Annotated in this window: 10 protein-coding genes; 6 read left to right on the top strand and 4 right to left on the bottom strand. The window is 73.8% G+C overall.

What is annotated here, in order from left to right; translation table 11 throughout:
• Window positions 1-91 precede the first annotated feature (91 nt).
• Complete coding sequence (locus A6F73_RS35760) at window positions 92-1036, bottom strand: RNA polymerase sigma factor SigF (protein WP_079136551.1); 945 nt, start codon at window positions 1034-1036, stop codon at window positions 92-94.
• 362 nt (window positions 1037-1398) lie between these two features.
• Here A6F73_RS35760 and A6F73_RS35765 point away from each other — a divergent pair, with 362 nt between their 5' ends.
• The 4 genes from A6F73_RS35765 (at window position 1399) to A6F73_RS35780 (ending at window position 8998) form a co-directional block, all read left to right on the top strand.
• Window positions 1399-4851: a HAMP domain-containing protein gene (locus tag A6F73_RS35765; protein WP_063352480.1), complete on the top strand. Its 3453-nt coding sequence runs from the start codon at window positions 1399-1401 to the stop codon at window positions 4849-4851.
• A 69-nt stretch (window positions 4852-4920) separates the two neighbouring features.
• Entirely contained in the window at window positions 4921-7569 is a 2649-nt protein-coding gene (locus A6F73_RS35770) for a SpoIIE family protein phosphatase (RefSeq protein WP_244293825.1), read from the top strand.
• 89 nt (window positions 7570-7658) lie between these two features.
• A complete protein-coding gene (locus A6F73_RS35775) occupies window positions 7659-7829 on the top strand; it encodes a hypothetical protein (protein WP_063352481.1) in 171 nt (56 codons plus the stop codon).
• 152 nt (window positions 7830-7981) lie between these two features.
• Complete coding sequence (locus A6F73_RS35780; RefSeq protein WP_063352482.1) at window positions 7982-8998, top strand: YihY/virulence factor BrkB family protein; 1017 nt, start codon at window positions 7982-7984, stop codon at window positions 8996-8998.
• Between the two features lie 12 nt (window positions 8999-9010).
• On the opposite strand, the gene A6F73_RS35785 is transcribed toward A6F73_RS35780, so the two are convergent.
• The gene (locus A6F73_RS35785) at window positions 9011-10558 is read right to left on the bottom strand and encodes a bifunctional phosphatase PAP2/diacylglycerol kinase family protein (protein ID WP_063352483.1); all 1548 of its coding nucleotides are present in this window, start codon (window positions 10556-10558) and stop codon (window positions 9011-9013) included.
• A gap of 182 nt (window positions 10559-10740) precedes the next feature.
• Window positions 10741-11112, bottom strand: coding sequence for a helix-turn-helix domain-containing protein (locus A6F73_RS35790; RefSeq protein ID WP_063352484.1), 372 nt, complete (start codon window positions 11110-11112; stop codon window positions 10741-10743).
• Between the two features lie 110 nt (window positions 11113-11222).
• On the opposite strand from A6F73_RS35790, the gene A6F73_RS35795 reads away from it, so the two are divergent.
• Window positions 11223-12062: an NAD(P)H-binding protein gene (locus A6F73_RS35795; RefSeq protein ID WP_063352485.1), complete on the top strand. Its 840-nt coding sequence runs from the start codon at window positions 11223-11225 to the stop codon at window positions 12060-12062.
• Window positions 12063-12202: 140 nt separating this feature from the next.
• Window positions 12203-12376 (top strand): CsbD family protein, encoded by a 174-nt coding sequence (locus A6F73_RS35800; protein ID WP_063352486.1) that lies wholly within the window; start codon window positions 12203-12205, stop codon window positions 12374-12376.
• Between the two features lie 183 nt (window positions 12377-12559).
• On the opposite strand, the gene A6F73_RS35805 is transcribed toward A6F73_RS35800, so the two are convergent.
• Entirely contained in the window at window positions 12560-13243 is a 684-nt protein-coding gene (locus tag A6F73_RS35805) for a dihydrofolate reductase family protein (RefSeq protein WP_063352487.1), read from the bottom strand.
• Window positions 13244-13253: the final 10 nt, after the last annotated feature.

A 13253-nucleotide genomic window follows, 5' to 3' on the forward strand; every position in this document is an offset into this window, starting at 1 on the left:
CTTCCGACCATACGGAGGTTGTGCCGGACTGCCAAACACGGGGGTGTGCGCCCGGCTTGGTCCTGCCCGGGGCTCGTGCGGCGACGCATCCTCAGCCGTCCTCCAGACCGTCGCGCAGGTGCCGCAGGGCGCGGCTGAGCAGCCGGGAGACGTGCATCTGGGACAGCCCGAGGCGGGCGCCGATCTGCGACTGCGTCATGTCCTCGCAGAAGCGCATGGACAGGATGAGCCGTTGCCGCTCCGGCAGGTCGGCGATGAGCGGCTTGAGCGCCACCAGGTCGTCGACGAGGGCGAGGTCCCGGTCGTCCTCGCCGAGCCGGTCGCCCAGCGGGCCGGGGGCGTCGTCGTCGTTGCTGCCGCCGAGGTCCAGGGAGCCGGCGGTGTGCGCGTTCGCGGCGGTCAGCCCTTCGACGACCTCCTCGGGGGAGAGCGCGAGGTGCTCGGCGAGTTCGGCGACCGTGGGGGCCCGGTCCAAGTCCTGCGACAGGCGTTCCTGCGCCTTGGCCAGGAGGATGCGCAGTTCCTGGAGGCGCCGTGGCACGTGGACGGCCCACGTGGTGTCGCGGAAGTGGCGCCGGATCTCGCCGAGGACGGTCGGTATGGCGAAGGTGGTGAACTCGACGCCGAGGTCGGGGTCGAAGCGGTCGATGGCCTTGATCAGGCCGACCGCGCCGACCTGGAGCAGGTCCTCCTGCGGCTCGCGGTGCGAGTTGAAGCGGCGGACTGCGAACCTCACCAGGGACAGGTTCGTCTCGACCAGGGTGGCGCGGACGTACGAGTACTCCTTCGTCCCCTCCTCCAGGGTGCGGAGCCGGCGCAGCAGCACCTTGTTGAGCTCGCGCGCGTCGGCCGGCGCGATCTCCCGCAGGTCACCGGCGTCGGCGAGCTCCGGCGGGAGCAGGTCCCGAAGCCCTCCGGCGTCGGCGAGTTCCGGCCAGGGCAGGTCCCGGGGCTCTCCGGCAGGAGCGGCCGTGCGGGACGGACCTCCCGTCGACGGGTGGGCGGAGGCGGGCAGTTCCCCAGTGGTCGTGGCCATCGGACTCCCTCTCTCGTGCTCTCTCGTGTCGGCGCGGTCTGCCCCCCGGTACCCCGTGTCGGCGGATCGATGCAGCCGCCCCCCATGGAGGTTTCGTGAAGCCCGCAACGGCCCCGAGGTGGGCGGCGGCCTGTCCGGGGCGCGGACGCGCGTCCGGGCGACGGGCGGCGGGCGGCGGGCGACGGGCGACGGGCGGGGCGCACGGCCGGGGGGCAACCGTTGTCCGGCGGTGTGCGGGCTGGGGTAGCCTCCGAAGGCGGTACAACACCTGGAACGACGGCCAGGTCCCCCGGCCCGTCCTTCGGGGTGCCCACGACCGGATTCGGGCCAGTCGGCCCGGCGTTCCACGGAGGCGACGTTCGATGGCTGGCCCGACCACGTCCCGCGACTCACAGCACCGCCCGGACGAGGGGGCGGGCGCCGCGCAGGTGGGCGAGCCGGAACTGCGGCTGCTGCTGGCCGGGTTGACGGCGGTGCGCGACGGCGATTTCAGCACCAAGCTGCCGGGCGACGCGGACGGGCTGCTGGGCGAGATCGCCACGGTGTTCAACGGCATGGTCGACCAACTGTCGCGGTTCACCTCGGAGGTGACCAGGGTCGCCCGGGAGGTCGGCACCGAGGGCCGGCTCGGCGGCCAGGCCCAGGTGCCCGGGGTGTCGGGCACCTGGGAGGACCTGACCGACTCGGTCAACGCGATGGCGGGCAATCTCACCACCCAGGTGCGGGACATCGCCCAGGTCGCCACCGCGGTGGCCAAGGGGGACCTGTCGCAGAAGATCACCGTCGATGCCCGGGGCGAGATCCTGGAGCTGAAGAACACCGTCAACACGATGGTCGACCAGTTGTCCTCGTTCGCCGGTGAGGTGACCCGGGTGGCGCGGGAGGTCGGCACCGAGGGCATCCTGGGCGGCCAGGCCGACGTGAAGGGCGTCTCGGGGACGTGGCGCGACCTCACGGACTCGGTGAACTTCATGGCCGGCAACCTCACCGGCCAGGTCCGCGCGATCGCCCAGGTGGCCACGGCGGTCGCACGCGGGGACCTGTCGCAGAAGATCACCGTCACCGCGCGCGGCGAGATCCTGGAACTGAAGGAGACCATCAACACGATGGTCGACCAGCTGTCCTCCTTCGCCGACGAGGTGACCAGGGTCGCCCGGGAGGTCGGCACCGAGGGCCGGCTCGGCGGCCAGGCCGAGGTGGAGGGCGTCTCCGGCACCTGGAAGCGCCTCACCGAGAACGTCAACGAGCTGGCCGGCAACCTCACCCGGCAGGTCCGCGCCATCGCCGAGGTCACCAGCGCCGTCGCCGCCGGCGACCTCACCCGCTCGATCAGCGTGGACGCCTCCGGCGAGGTCGCCGACCTCAAGGACAACATCAACGCCATGGTCGGGTCGCTGCGCGAGACCACCCGCGCCAACGAGGAGCAGGACTGGCTCAAGACCAACCTCGCCAGCTTCTCGGCCCTGATGCAGGGCCGGCGCGACCTCGGGGTCGTCGCCGAGTCCGTCATGGACGAACTCGCCCCCCTCGTCGGCGCGCAGTGCGGCGTCTTCTACCTCGCCGAGGACAGCCCCGTCGGGACGGTGCTCCAGCTGGTCGGCTCCTACGCCTTCCCCGACGGCGAGCGCCCCACCCGCTTCCGCCTCGGCGAGTCGTTCGTCGGCCAGGCCGCGCGCAGCCGGCGCGCCATCACCGTCGACGCCCTGCCGCCGGACTACCTGGCCGCCTCCTCCGGCCTCGGCCGCACCGGGGCGCTGTCCCTGGTGGTGCTGCCCATCGTGGTCGAGGACCAGGTCCTCGGCGTCATCGAACTGGCCTCCGTCCAGCCGTTCACCCAGGTCCACCTGGACTTCCTCGACCAGCTCATGGAGACCATCGGCGTCAACGTCAACACCATCATCGCCAACGCCCGCACCGACGAGCTGCTCGGCGAGTCCCAGCGGCTCACCGCCGAACTCCAGGTCCGCTCACAGGAGTTGCAGGCACGCCGGGACGAGTTGCAGGCCTCCAACGCCGAGCTGGAGGAGAAGGCCGACCTGCTGGCGGCACAGAACCGCGACATCGAGACCAAGAACCTGGAGATCGAACAGGCCCGCCAGGAACTGGAGGAGCGCGCCCACCAGCTGTCCCTCGCCTCGAAGTACAAGTCGGAGTTCCTGGCCAACATGAGCCACGAACTGCGCACGCCGCTCAACAGCCTGCTCATCCTCGCCCAGCTGCTCGCCCAGAACCCCACCCGCAACCTGACCGCCAAGCAGGTCGAGTACGCCGGGATCATCCACTCCGCGGGCTCCGACCTGCTCCAGTTGATCAACGACATCCTCGACCTGTCCAAGGTCGAGGCCGGAAAGATGGACCTCAACATCGAGGCGGTGCCGCTGCGCGCGCTGCTCGACTACGTCGAAGCCACCTTCCGCCCGCTGACCAGCCAGAAGAACCTCGCCTTCACGGTGCGGACGGTCCAGCAGATCCCCGCCGAACTCCTCACCGACGACTACCGGTTGCGCCAGGTGCTGCGCAATCTGCTGTCCAACGCCGTCAAGTTCACCGAGCAGGGCCGGGTCGAACTGCGCATCGAGCCCGCCGACGAGACCGACCTGCCCGACGCCGTCCGGCGCGGCGGCCCGGTGCTCGCCTTCCACGTGAGCGACACCGGAGTCGGCATCGCCCCCCAGCACGTGGAGAGCGTCTTCGGCGCCTTCCAGCAGGCCGACGGCACCACCAGCCGCAAGTACGGCGGCACCGGCCTCGGGCTGTCCATCAGCCGCGAGATCGCCTACCTGCTCGGCGGCGCGATCACGGTGGAGAGCACCCTGGGCCGGGGCAGCACCTTCACCCTCTACGTCCCCGCGACCCGCCCCGACCTGGCCGAGACCGGCGCCGACGGGGCCCGCAAGGCGCTGGGTGCCGGGGGCACCGGCCCGTCCGAGGCGCCGGAGCGGGCCCCCTCGCCTCCCGCCGCCGGCCGGCCGCGGCGCCTGCTCGTGGTCGAAGGCCGCCCCAACGGCCTGCTGTCCCTGGTGGCGGAGAACGCCGTCGCCGACCTCGCCCGCTCCGCCGGCGCGCAGCGCCGGGTCGAGATAGTCACCACGGTCGGCGCCCCGGAGGCCGCCACTGCGCTCGCCACCGCCCCGTACCACTGCGTCGTCCTGGAGCTCGACCTGCCGGACAGCGCGGCGGCCACGCTCCTGGCGGAGATGGAACGCGACCCGGCCCTGCACACCGTCCCGGTGCTGGCCCACAACAGCCGGGGCGTCACCACCGGCGACGAGCACGCCGTCCGCCGGGAGGGGGAACGGCCGCTGGAGCTCATCTCCAGCCTCGACGAGCTGCGCGAACGCATCGCCCTCCACATGAGCGCCGACGGGCCCGGGCGCGTCCTGCCCCCGGCGCGCCCCGCGGACGGGAACCCCGCCCGGGGCCGCGGAGGCGACCCGGTGCTCTCCGGTCGCACCGCGCTGGTGGTCGACGACGACGACCGCAACCTCTTCGCGATCACCAGCATCCTGGAGCTGCGCGGCATGCGGGTCCTCCAGGCCGAGAACGGGCTCGCCGCGCTCGAAGCCCTCCGCGCGCACCCCGGGATCGACGTGATCCTGATGGACGTGATGATGCCCGAGATGGACGGCTACACCGCCACCGCGGCGATCCGCGCCATGCCCGAGCACGAGGGGCTGCCGATCATCGCGGTCACCGCCAAGGCGATGATCGGCGACCGGGAGAAGAGCCTGGCCTCGGGAGCCAGCGACTACATCACCAAGCCGGTGGACGCCGACGAGGTGATCGGCAGGATCAGGGACCACCTCACCCGGTAGTCGCCCTGCCCCATGCCCCGCGTCCCCTCGCACCCACCCCGACAGTCCAGAGCTCAGGAGCCGACAGCCGTGCACCATCCCCAGGAGCCGCGCGCCACGGACCGTCCGCAGGAGCCGCGCGCCACGGACCGTCCCGCAGCGGCCTCACCGACCGGTCCGGCCGCCGACACGCCGAGGGTCGGGGCGCAGCGGCGCGCTGCGGAGGCGCAGGCAGCGGCCCGGGCCCGCGCCGAAGGCGAGTCCGCGGCGGTCGACCGGCTCGCCACCACGGTGGAGCGGCTCAGGCTGGAACTGGAACAGGCCCAGGCCCAGGCGGCGGGCCGCGCCGTCGTCGAGATGGGCGTCGGAGTGCTGGTGGAGCGCCTGCGGTGCGGGCCCACCGAGGCCGCCGGACAGCTGGACAGCCTCGCGGAGCAGGCCGGGGTGACGGTCCTGGCGCTCGCCGCCGACCTGGTCAACCAGGCCGCGGCGGACGAGATCTCCGCCCTCGCCCGCGAGTTCGTCGCCGACGCCTCGGTTCCCCCCACCGAAGCGGTGGCCGTGCGGCTGCGCAGTGCCGAGGCGGACGTGCTCGCGAGCGGTGACGCCGCGGCGGCGGCGCGTTCCATGCTGGAGCACGCGCTGCGACCGCTCGGCGCGGCCGCCGTCGCCATCTGGGCCGCCCACCCGGACCTCTCCCTGTCACTGGCGGGCAGCGCCGGTTTCCCCGAGGAGGAGGCACGCCGCTGGCGCCACGTCCCGCCGGGCGTGCCGACCCCGGCCCGCCGTGCCCTGGACGAGCGCGCGGCGGTCGGCTACCCGACGCTCGCCGGCGCCTCGCTGCCCTCGATCGGCCAGCACGAGATCCACGGCGGCCGGCTCGCCGTCCCGGCCGGCGTCGGCGGGCGGCTCATCGGCGTCCTGGAGATCTGCTGGCCCGACACACTGCCCGAACGCTCCCAGCCGCTCCAACGCCAGTTCGAGGCGCTCGCCGAGCTGGCCGCCACCACGCTGGAGTCCTGGAGCGGGCAGGAACCCGCCGCCTGCGACCCGGCCGACGCGCAGTTCGGCGAACTGCGGCAGCTCACGGACGGCCTGCTCGACCCGTGCATGATCCTGCGGGCGGCGCCGGACAGCGACGAGTTCCCGCCCCGGTTCGTGATCCGCCACCTCAACCCGGCCTTCGTCGACTTCGCCGGCCGGCCCACCGGCGTACTCACCGGCACCCGCCTGCTGGAGGCGTACCCGCTGGCGGCCGAACCGGGCGGCCTGGCCGACAAGGTCGAACACGTCTTCGCCACCGGGGAACCCTTCCGCGCCCAGGACATGCGCCTCGCCGCCCTGGTCGACGGAGTACCGCTGACCACCCGGGCACAGGTGAGCATCAGCCGGCACGGCAGCCACCTCGCGGTCGTCTGGCGCCTCGACGACGGCACCCCGCGCGTCGCCCGCCTGCTGCAGCACGCCCAGCGGCTCGGCCGGATCGGCGGTTTCGAGGAGAACCTGCGGACCCGGCAGATCGCCTGGAACGAGACGGTGTTCGAACTGCACGGGCTGCCGCCCACCGCCGCGCCCCTGGCCCTCGACCAGCTCCCCGACCACGCCCACCCGGACGACCGCCACGCCATCGACCGGTTCCTGCGCACCCTCCTGCACCACCAGCGCCCGGCCTCCACCGCCTTCCGCCTCCAGCGGCCGGACGGCGTCACCCGCCACATCCGCGTCGTCGCGGAGCCCGTCCGCGATCCCGACAGCGGGCTCGGCAACGACCCCGGCAGCAGGCTCGACAGCGACCCCGGCAGCGGGCTCGGCACCGTCCGCGGCGCCTACCAGGACATCTCCGCCCAGCACTGGACGGAGGTCGCACTCGCCGCCACCCGCGACCAGCTCGCGCAGAGCGAGCAGCAGGCGGCCGAGCGCAGCCGCCTCGCCCTCCAGCTCCAGCACGCCATCATGCCGCCCACCCGGGGCCCGCTGGACCTGCACGATCTGAGCGTCGCCGTGCGCTACCGCCCGGCAGAGAAGGACCACCTGGTCGGCGGGGACTGGTACGACACCCTCGCCCTGCCCTCGGGAGACGTCCTGCTGTGCGTGGGCGACGTCTCCGGACACGGCATCGAGGCCGCCACCGGCATGGTCGCGCTGCGCAACGCCCTGCGCGGCCTGGCCGCCACCGGCGCCGGGCCGGCCCAGCTGCTGAGCTGGCTCAACAGCGTCACCCACCACCTGACCGACAACGTCACGGCCACCGCGGTGTGCGGCCTCTACGAACCCGCGACCCGCCGGTTGCGGTGGGCCCGCGCCGGGCACCCGCCGCCGGTCCTGCTGCGTGGCGGGCGGGCGGACATCCTGCCCCAGCTGGGCGGCATCCTCCTCGGCGCGATCGGCCACGCCGACTACGAGCAGGGCGAGCTCGTCCTGGAGGCCGGCGACACGCTGGTGATGTACACCGACGGACTCATCGAGCGCCGCGACGAATCCCTCCAGGCGTCGCTGACCAGCCTGACGGCCCTCGCCGAGGAGTCCCGCACCGGGTCGACCACCGGCTCGGCCACCGGGTCAACCACCGGGTCGACCACCGGGTCGACCACCGGGTCGACCACCGGCTCGGCCACCGGGTCAACCACCGGCTCGACCACCGGCTCGGCCAACCTCGAAGAGCTCCTGGACCACCTGCTGCGCTACAGCAACGCCGACACCGACGACGACACCTGCCTGGTCGGAGTGATGGTGCGGTAGCGGTCGGACGGCCACGACCGGCGCATGTCCGCGGCGAACCGGGGCAGCCGAGGGACGAATCGACGCGTCCCCTGATCGAGGAGGTCCCCGTGCTCGCCCTGGTCCTGGTCCTGTTGCTCGCCCTGCTCCTGTTCGGTTTCGGCTTCGCCCTGAAGGTGCTGTGGTGGGTCGCCCTCGCGGTCCTCGTCGTCTGGCTCCTGGGCTTCCTCGCCCGCGGCACCACCTCCGCCGGCGGGCGGGGCCGCTGGTACCGCTGGTAGCCCGCCGTACGTGCAGCCCCGTCGCCGGCCGACGGGGCACCCGAGCCGCCGCGCAGCCCCTGCGCGGCGGCTCGCGCGTGCGCGCCTCCCACACCGCCCCGGGGGCGGAACCGGCGGGTGTCGCGGGCGCGGGCCGGGGCAGACGCCCAGGCATGAACCCGATCGAACGGGCCCTGCGCGCCGTGGACCGCTTCCAGCAGCACCGCCGGGTGCCCGCCGTCGTCATCGGCGTCGTGCGCAAGTACGGGGACGACCGGGGCGGGCTGCTGTCCGCCCTGATCACCTACTACGGCTTCGTCGCCCTGATCCCGCTGCTGCTCCTGCTCAGCACCGTCCTCGGCTTCGTCCTGCACGGCCACCCCGGGGCCCAGCAGTCGGTGCTGAACTCGGCGCTCGCCGACTTCCCGATCATCGGCGACCAGCTGCGCCAGAACGTCCACTCCCTCCAGGGCAGCGGCCTGGCGCTGGCCATCGGCGCGCTCGGCCTGCTGTACGGGGCGCTCGGCATCACGCAGGTCCTCCAGCACGCCATGGCCGAGGTCTGGAACGTGCCCGGGGTGCAGCGGCCCGGCTACTGGCCCCGGCTGGCACGCGGCCTGCTGCTGTTCACGGTCCTGGCCGCCGGCCTGGTGCTGGGTACGGCGGCCGCCTCGCTGGTCGGCAGCGCCCTGGGCGGGGTGCCCGCCCGGGTCGGGGGCCTGCTGGTCTCGGCGCTGCTGAACACCGCCCTGTGCCTGGCCTGCTTCCGGGTGCTCACCCCGCGCGAGATCCCGACCCGGGCCCTGCTGCCCGGCTGCGTCGTCGCCGGGCCGCTGTTCACCGTCCTCCAGGCGTTCGGTTCGCTCCTGGTGACCCACGAACTGCGCCACGCGGGCCAGGTCTACGGCTTCTTCGCGACCGTGATCGGCCTGCTCTCCTGGCTCTACCTGGCCGCGCAGATCACCGTGTACGCCGCCGAGGCCAACGCGGTGCTCGCCCGTCGACTGTGGCCCCGCAGCCTCCTGCAGCCGCCGCTCACCGCCGCCGACGAGAAGGTGCTGTCCTCCGTCGCCCGTCAGGAGGAGCGCCGCCCCGAACAGCACGTCGAGGTCTCCTTCCACGACGGGGAGCGGCCCGGCGGGGCCGGGGACGACGGCCCGCGCGGCCCGTCCTCCCCCGGCGCCCGGTGACACCCCCTGCGGCTACCGCCCGTCCCGGCCCGGACGGTGCAGCTCGCTCGCCGGGGCGGCGGTCGCGGGCCGGTACACGGTGAGCCCGGCCGGGGCCTTGGACAGCCGCAGGGCCCCGCGCGCGGGGACGCTCTCGCCGTCGACGGCGATGCGGGCGGCGTCGCCGAGGGAGTCCAGGTCCAGGGCGCGCAGCCGGGCGGCCCGGTAGACCCGGGACCGGTCCAGGGTGCCGGACAGGAAGGCGGCGGCCAGGCGGGTGCGGGCGAAGGGCCGGCCGCCGTCGACGACCCGGACGTCGAGCTGTCCGTCGGCCAGGGCGGCGCGGTGGGTGGGGGCGAAGCCCGCCGGTTCGTACGCCCCGTTGCCGGCGAACAGCAGCCACAGCCGGTGCGGGCGGCCGTCGGCGTGGACGGTGACGGGTTCGGCGGTCGGCAGCAGCTTGGCGACGGCCACCGCGAGGGCCGGCCACTTGCCGATGCGCTTCTCCAACTTCTCCCGCTGGTGGACGAGTTCTGGGTAGATGCCGAGGCTGAAGGTGTTCACGAAGGTCCGGGCGCCGGCGTCGTCGGCGGCCAGGCCCAGGTCCACGCCGACGGCGGTGCCGGCCTGGACGGCCTCGGCGGTGGCCTCGTGGGTGGTGGCACCGAGGTCGAGGGCGAAGTGGTTGAGGGTGCCGCCGGGGAAGACCGCCAGCGGCAGCGCGCGCTCGACGGCCAGCCCCGCGGCCAGGTTGACGCTGCCGTCGCCGCCGCACACCCCGAGCGCGCCGCCGGCCCTGGCGGCCCGGTCGGCGGCCTCCGTCAATATCTTCGCCAGGTCGTCCTGCGGCCCGCACACCCGGACGTCCGCCTCGGGCAGCAGGGCGCGCAGCGTCCCGGCCACGTCCTCGGCGGCGGGAGCGAGCGGAGAGCCGCTGCCGGAGCCCGAGTTGACCACCACCGACAGCCCCCTCCCCTGCGGCAGGGCCGGGGCCGGGCAGGCGGCCGGGGCGGCGGGCGGCGGCATGTCGGACGAGCGCGGCCACCAGTGCAGGGTCGCGGCGGCGGCCGCCGTACCCAGCGCCGCACCGGCCAGGACGTCGCCCGGGTAGTGCGCGCCGGTGTAGACGCGTGAGAGGGCCACCGCCGCCGCGACCGGCGCGACGGCCGCGCCCAGCAGCGGGGACTCGATCGCCACACCGGCGGCGAAGGCGGCCGCGGACGCGGAGTGACCGGAGGGGAAGGAGGTGGTGACGGGCTGGCGCAGCAGCCGACGCACGGCCGGGACGGCGTCCAGCACCGGGCGGGGCCGGCGGGTGGCGTGCTTGGCGACGGTGTTGGCGGTGGCCGAGGCGATGGCGAGCGAGCCGAGGCCGCGCAGGGCCGCGCGGCGCCCGCGGCGTCCGCGGCGTCCGCCGACCGCGCCGAGGACGGCGGCGGTTCCCATCCACAGCACTCCGTGGTCGGCGGCCCGGCTCAGCGCCCGCAGCCAGGGGCGGGTGCCGTGCAGCGGCGCGGCGGCGATGCGGTCGAAGAGGGCTCGGTCTATGGCGTCCAGTCGTGTGGTCTTCAGTCGCTTCATCCGACGAACCTACGGCGCGCGGGCGACAACACCGGGGAGGAGGTCGGGAGTGTGTCGCGGCGGCCGGCCGGCCGTGACGGGCCGCGTACAGGATCCGGAACTCCCCCAGCAGGGCGGCTCGGTGTGGCTGCCACCCCGCGCTGCCGTCCCGCGCCGCTACCCCACGCTGCTGTCCCACGCCGCTACCCCGCGTCGCGCGGCGGCAGCCCTCGGGTGATCCGGTTGAACAGCTCGGCCAGCGGCTCGCCGAGGTCCTGACCGAACTCGGTCAGCCCGTAGGTGACCTGGGGCGGTGTCGTGGGCTCGACCTTCCGCCAGACCAGGCCGTCCTGGACCAGCGCGCGCAGGGTCTGGGCGAGCATCTTCTCGCTGATGCCGTGGATGCTCTCGCGCAGCTCGTAGAACCGGAGGTCGTTGCTCTGCAGGGAGATCAACACCCAGATGCCCCACCTGCTGGTCACGTGGTCGACCACGTCGCGCGCGGGGCAGTCGGTGTGAAACACCTCATACCGCTTCCCGGCCTCGCCCTGCCTGTGCTGCACACCTACCACCATGTCCTGAGCTTACGTCAAGGTATGTCCTTACCAAGGGTTAGCCCCGGCTCCTAGCGTGAGGACCACCGAGGCCACAGCGGCCACGGCGGACGTCGAACGAGGAGTTGACCATGATCGTGGTGACCGGGGCTACCGGCAATGTGGGCCGGCCGCTGACACGGGCGCTGGCCGAGGCGGGCCAGCAGGTGACGGCGGTGTCGCGGCACGCGGCGGCGGTGCCGGACGGTGTCCGCCACGTGGCGGCCGACCTGGCCGGGCCGGCCGGCCTCGAACCCGCGCTGGCCGGGGCGAAGGCGCTCTTCCTGCTGCTGTCCGGCGACCTGCACGCCGCCGGGGCCAACCCGGCCGACCTCATCGGCCAGGCCGTGGCCGGCGGGGTCCGCCGCATCGTCCTGCTCTCCTCGCAGGGCGTGGCGACCAGGCCCTTCGGCCCGACGCGGATCGCGATGCGCGAACTGGAGGACGTCCTGCGGGGGTCCGGCGTGGACTGGAGCATCCTGCGGCCGGGCGGCTTCGCCTCCAACGCCCTGTGGTGGGCCGAGTCCGTCCGCGCGCAGCGGGTCGTCGCCGCGCCCTTTGGCGACGTCGGGGTGCCGATCGTCGACCCGGCGGACATCGCCGACGTCGCGGCGGCCTGCCTGCTGGAGGACCGGCACAACGGCGGCGTGTACGAGCTGACCGGCCCGGAGGTGATCACCCCGCGCCAGCAGGCGCAGGCCATCGCGACCGCCCTGGGCTCGCCGGTACGGTTCCACGACCTCACCCGCGACGAGGCCGGCGCCGCCATGGCCCAGGGCATGCCGGTGGAGCTCGCCCAGGACACCCTGGACATCCTCGGCTCCCCGAACCCGGCCGAGCTGCGCGTCAGCCCGGACGTCCAGCGGGTCCTCGGCACCGCCCCGCGCCCCTTCGCCGCCTGGGCCGCCCGCAACGTCGCCGCCTTCCGCTGAGCCCGCCCAACCGGCCCCGTCCGCACCACACCGGCTCACGGCCGACGGCCGACTCCGGATGTTCCGGGTGTGGAACCACCGATCCCGGGCAGACGCCGTCCGGGGCGGACCGAGCCCCCACTACCGAGAGGAGTGATCCGATGAGTGCCAAGGACAAGCTGCACAACGCGGCCGAGAAGGTCCACGGCAAGGCCAAGGAAGCCGCCGGACGGGCCACCGGCGACCGGGTCGTCGAGGCCGAGGGCCGGGGCAAACAGATCAAGAGCGACCTGAAGCAGGCCGGCGAGAAGATCAAGGACGTCGGAAAGGACTGACCCGGCGCACGGCGGCCGCGCCCCCGCGGCCGCCCCGCCCCGCCCCGGCCGGCTACTCGTGGGCTGCCCACCGGCCGGAGGACTACCGGGCCTGCCATGTCCGTCGAGAGGCACGCCCGAGGTCGATAGGGGTGGCCTGCCGTCGCGAGGAGACTCGCCAGCGGGCGGGTAGCCCTCCGAAGATCAGCTGGACGCGACCTTGGGCGCGTATCGCAGCAGCACGACGTCGCCGATCGCCCGGGTTCCGAGAAGCGTCATCCGCCGGTTGCTGCCACCGGGGTAGTTCGCCGGGTGGAGGAACCGCGGGGCGGTGGCGTCGCCGACGAGCAGCGGGGCGATGGCGAGGTGGATCTCGTCGGCCAGGCCCTGGGCGAGGAACTGGGTGTGGATCTGCCCGCCGCCCTCGACCATGAGGCGTTCGACGCCGCGGGTGGCGAGGTCGTCGAGCAGGGCACCGAAGTCGACGGTGGGACCGGTGCTCACGACGTCGGCCAGGCCGTCGAGCGCTTCGCGGAGCTTCGGTGCGGCGGTGTCGGTCGTGTAGACGACCTTCTTGTCGCCGAAGTGCCAGAACTTGAGGTCGCGACTCAGGTCGCCGCTGGCGGAGATGGTGACCTTGAGCGGATATTCGGGCTTGCCTGCCGCGATTCGGTCGGCCCGGCGCTTTTCGCTGTTGACCAGGAGTCGCGGGTTGTCGCTACGCAGGGTGTTGCCGCCGATGAGGATGGCATCCGACTCGGCACGGACCTCGTCGACGCGGTCGAAGTCCTCGGCGTTCGACAGCAGCAGACGCTCGGGTGAGGCGTCGTCGATGTGGCCGTCGATGGTGGTGGCGACGCTCAGCAGGACGAAGGGGCGGGAAGCCATCGTGGGGTCC

It is taken from the genome of Streptomyces sp. MJM8645 (genome assembly GCF_001625365.1).
Taxonomy (GTDB): Bacteria; Actinomycetota; Actinomycetes; order Streptomycetales; family Streptomycetaceae; genus Kitasatospora.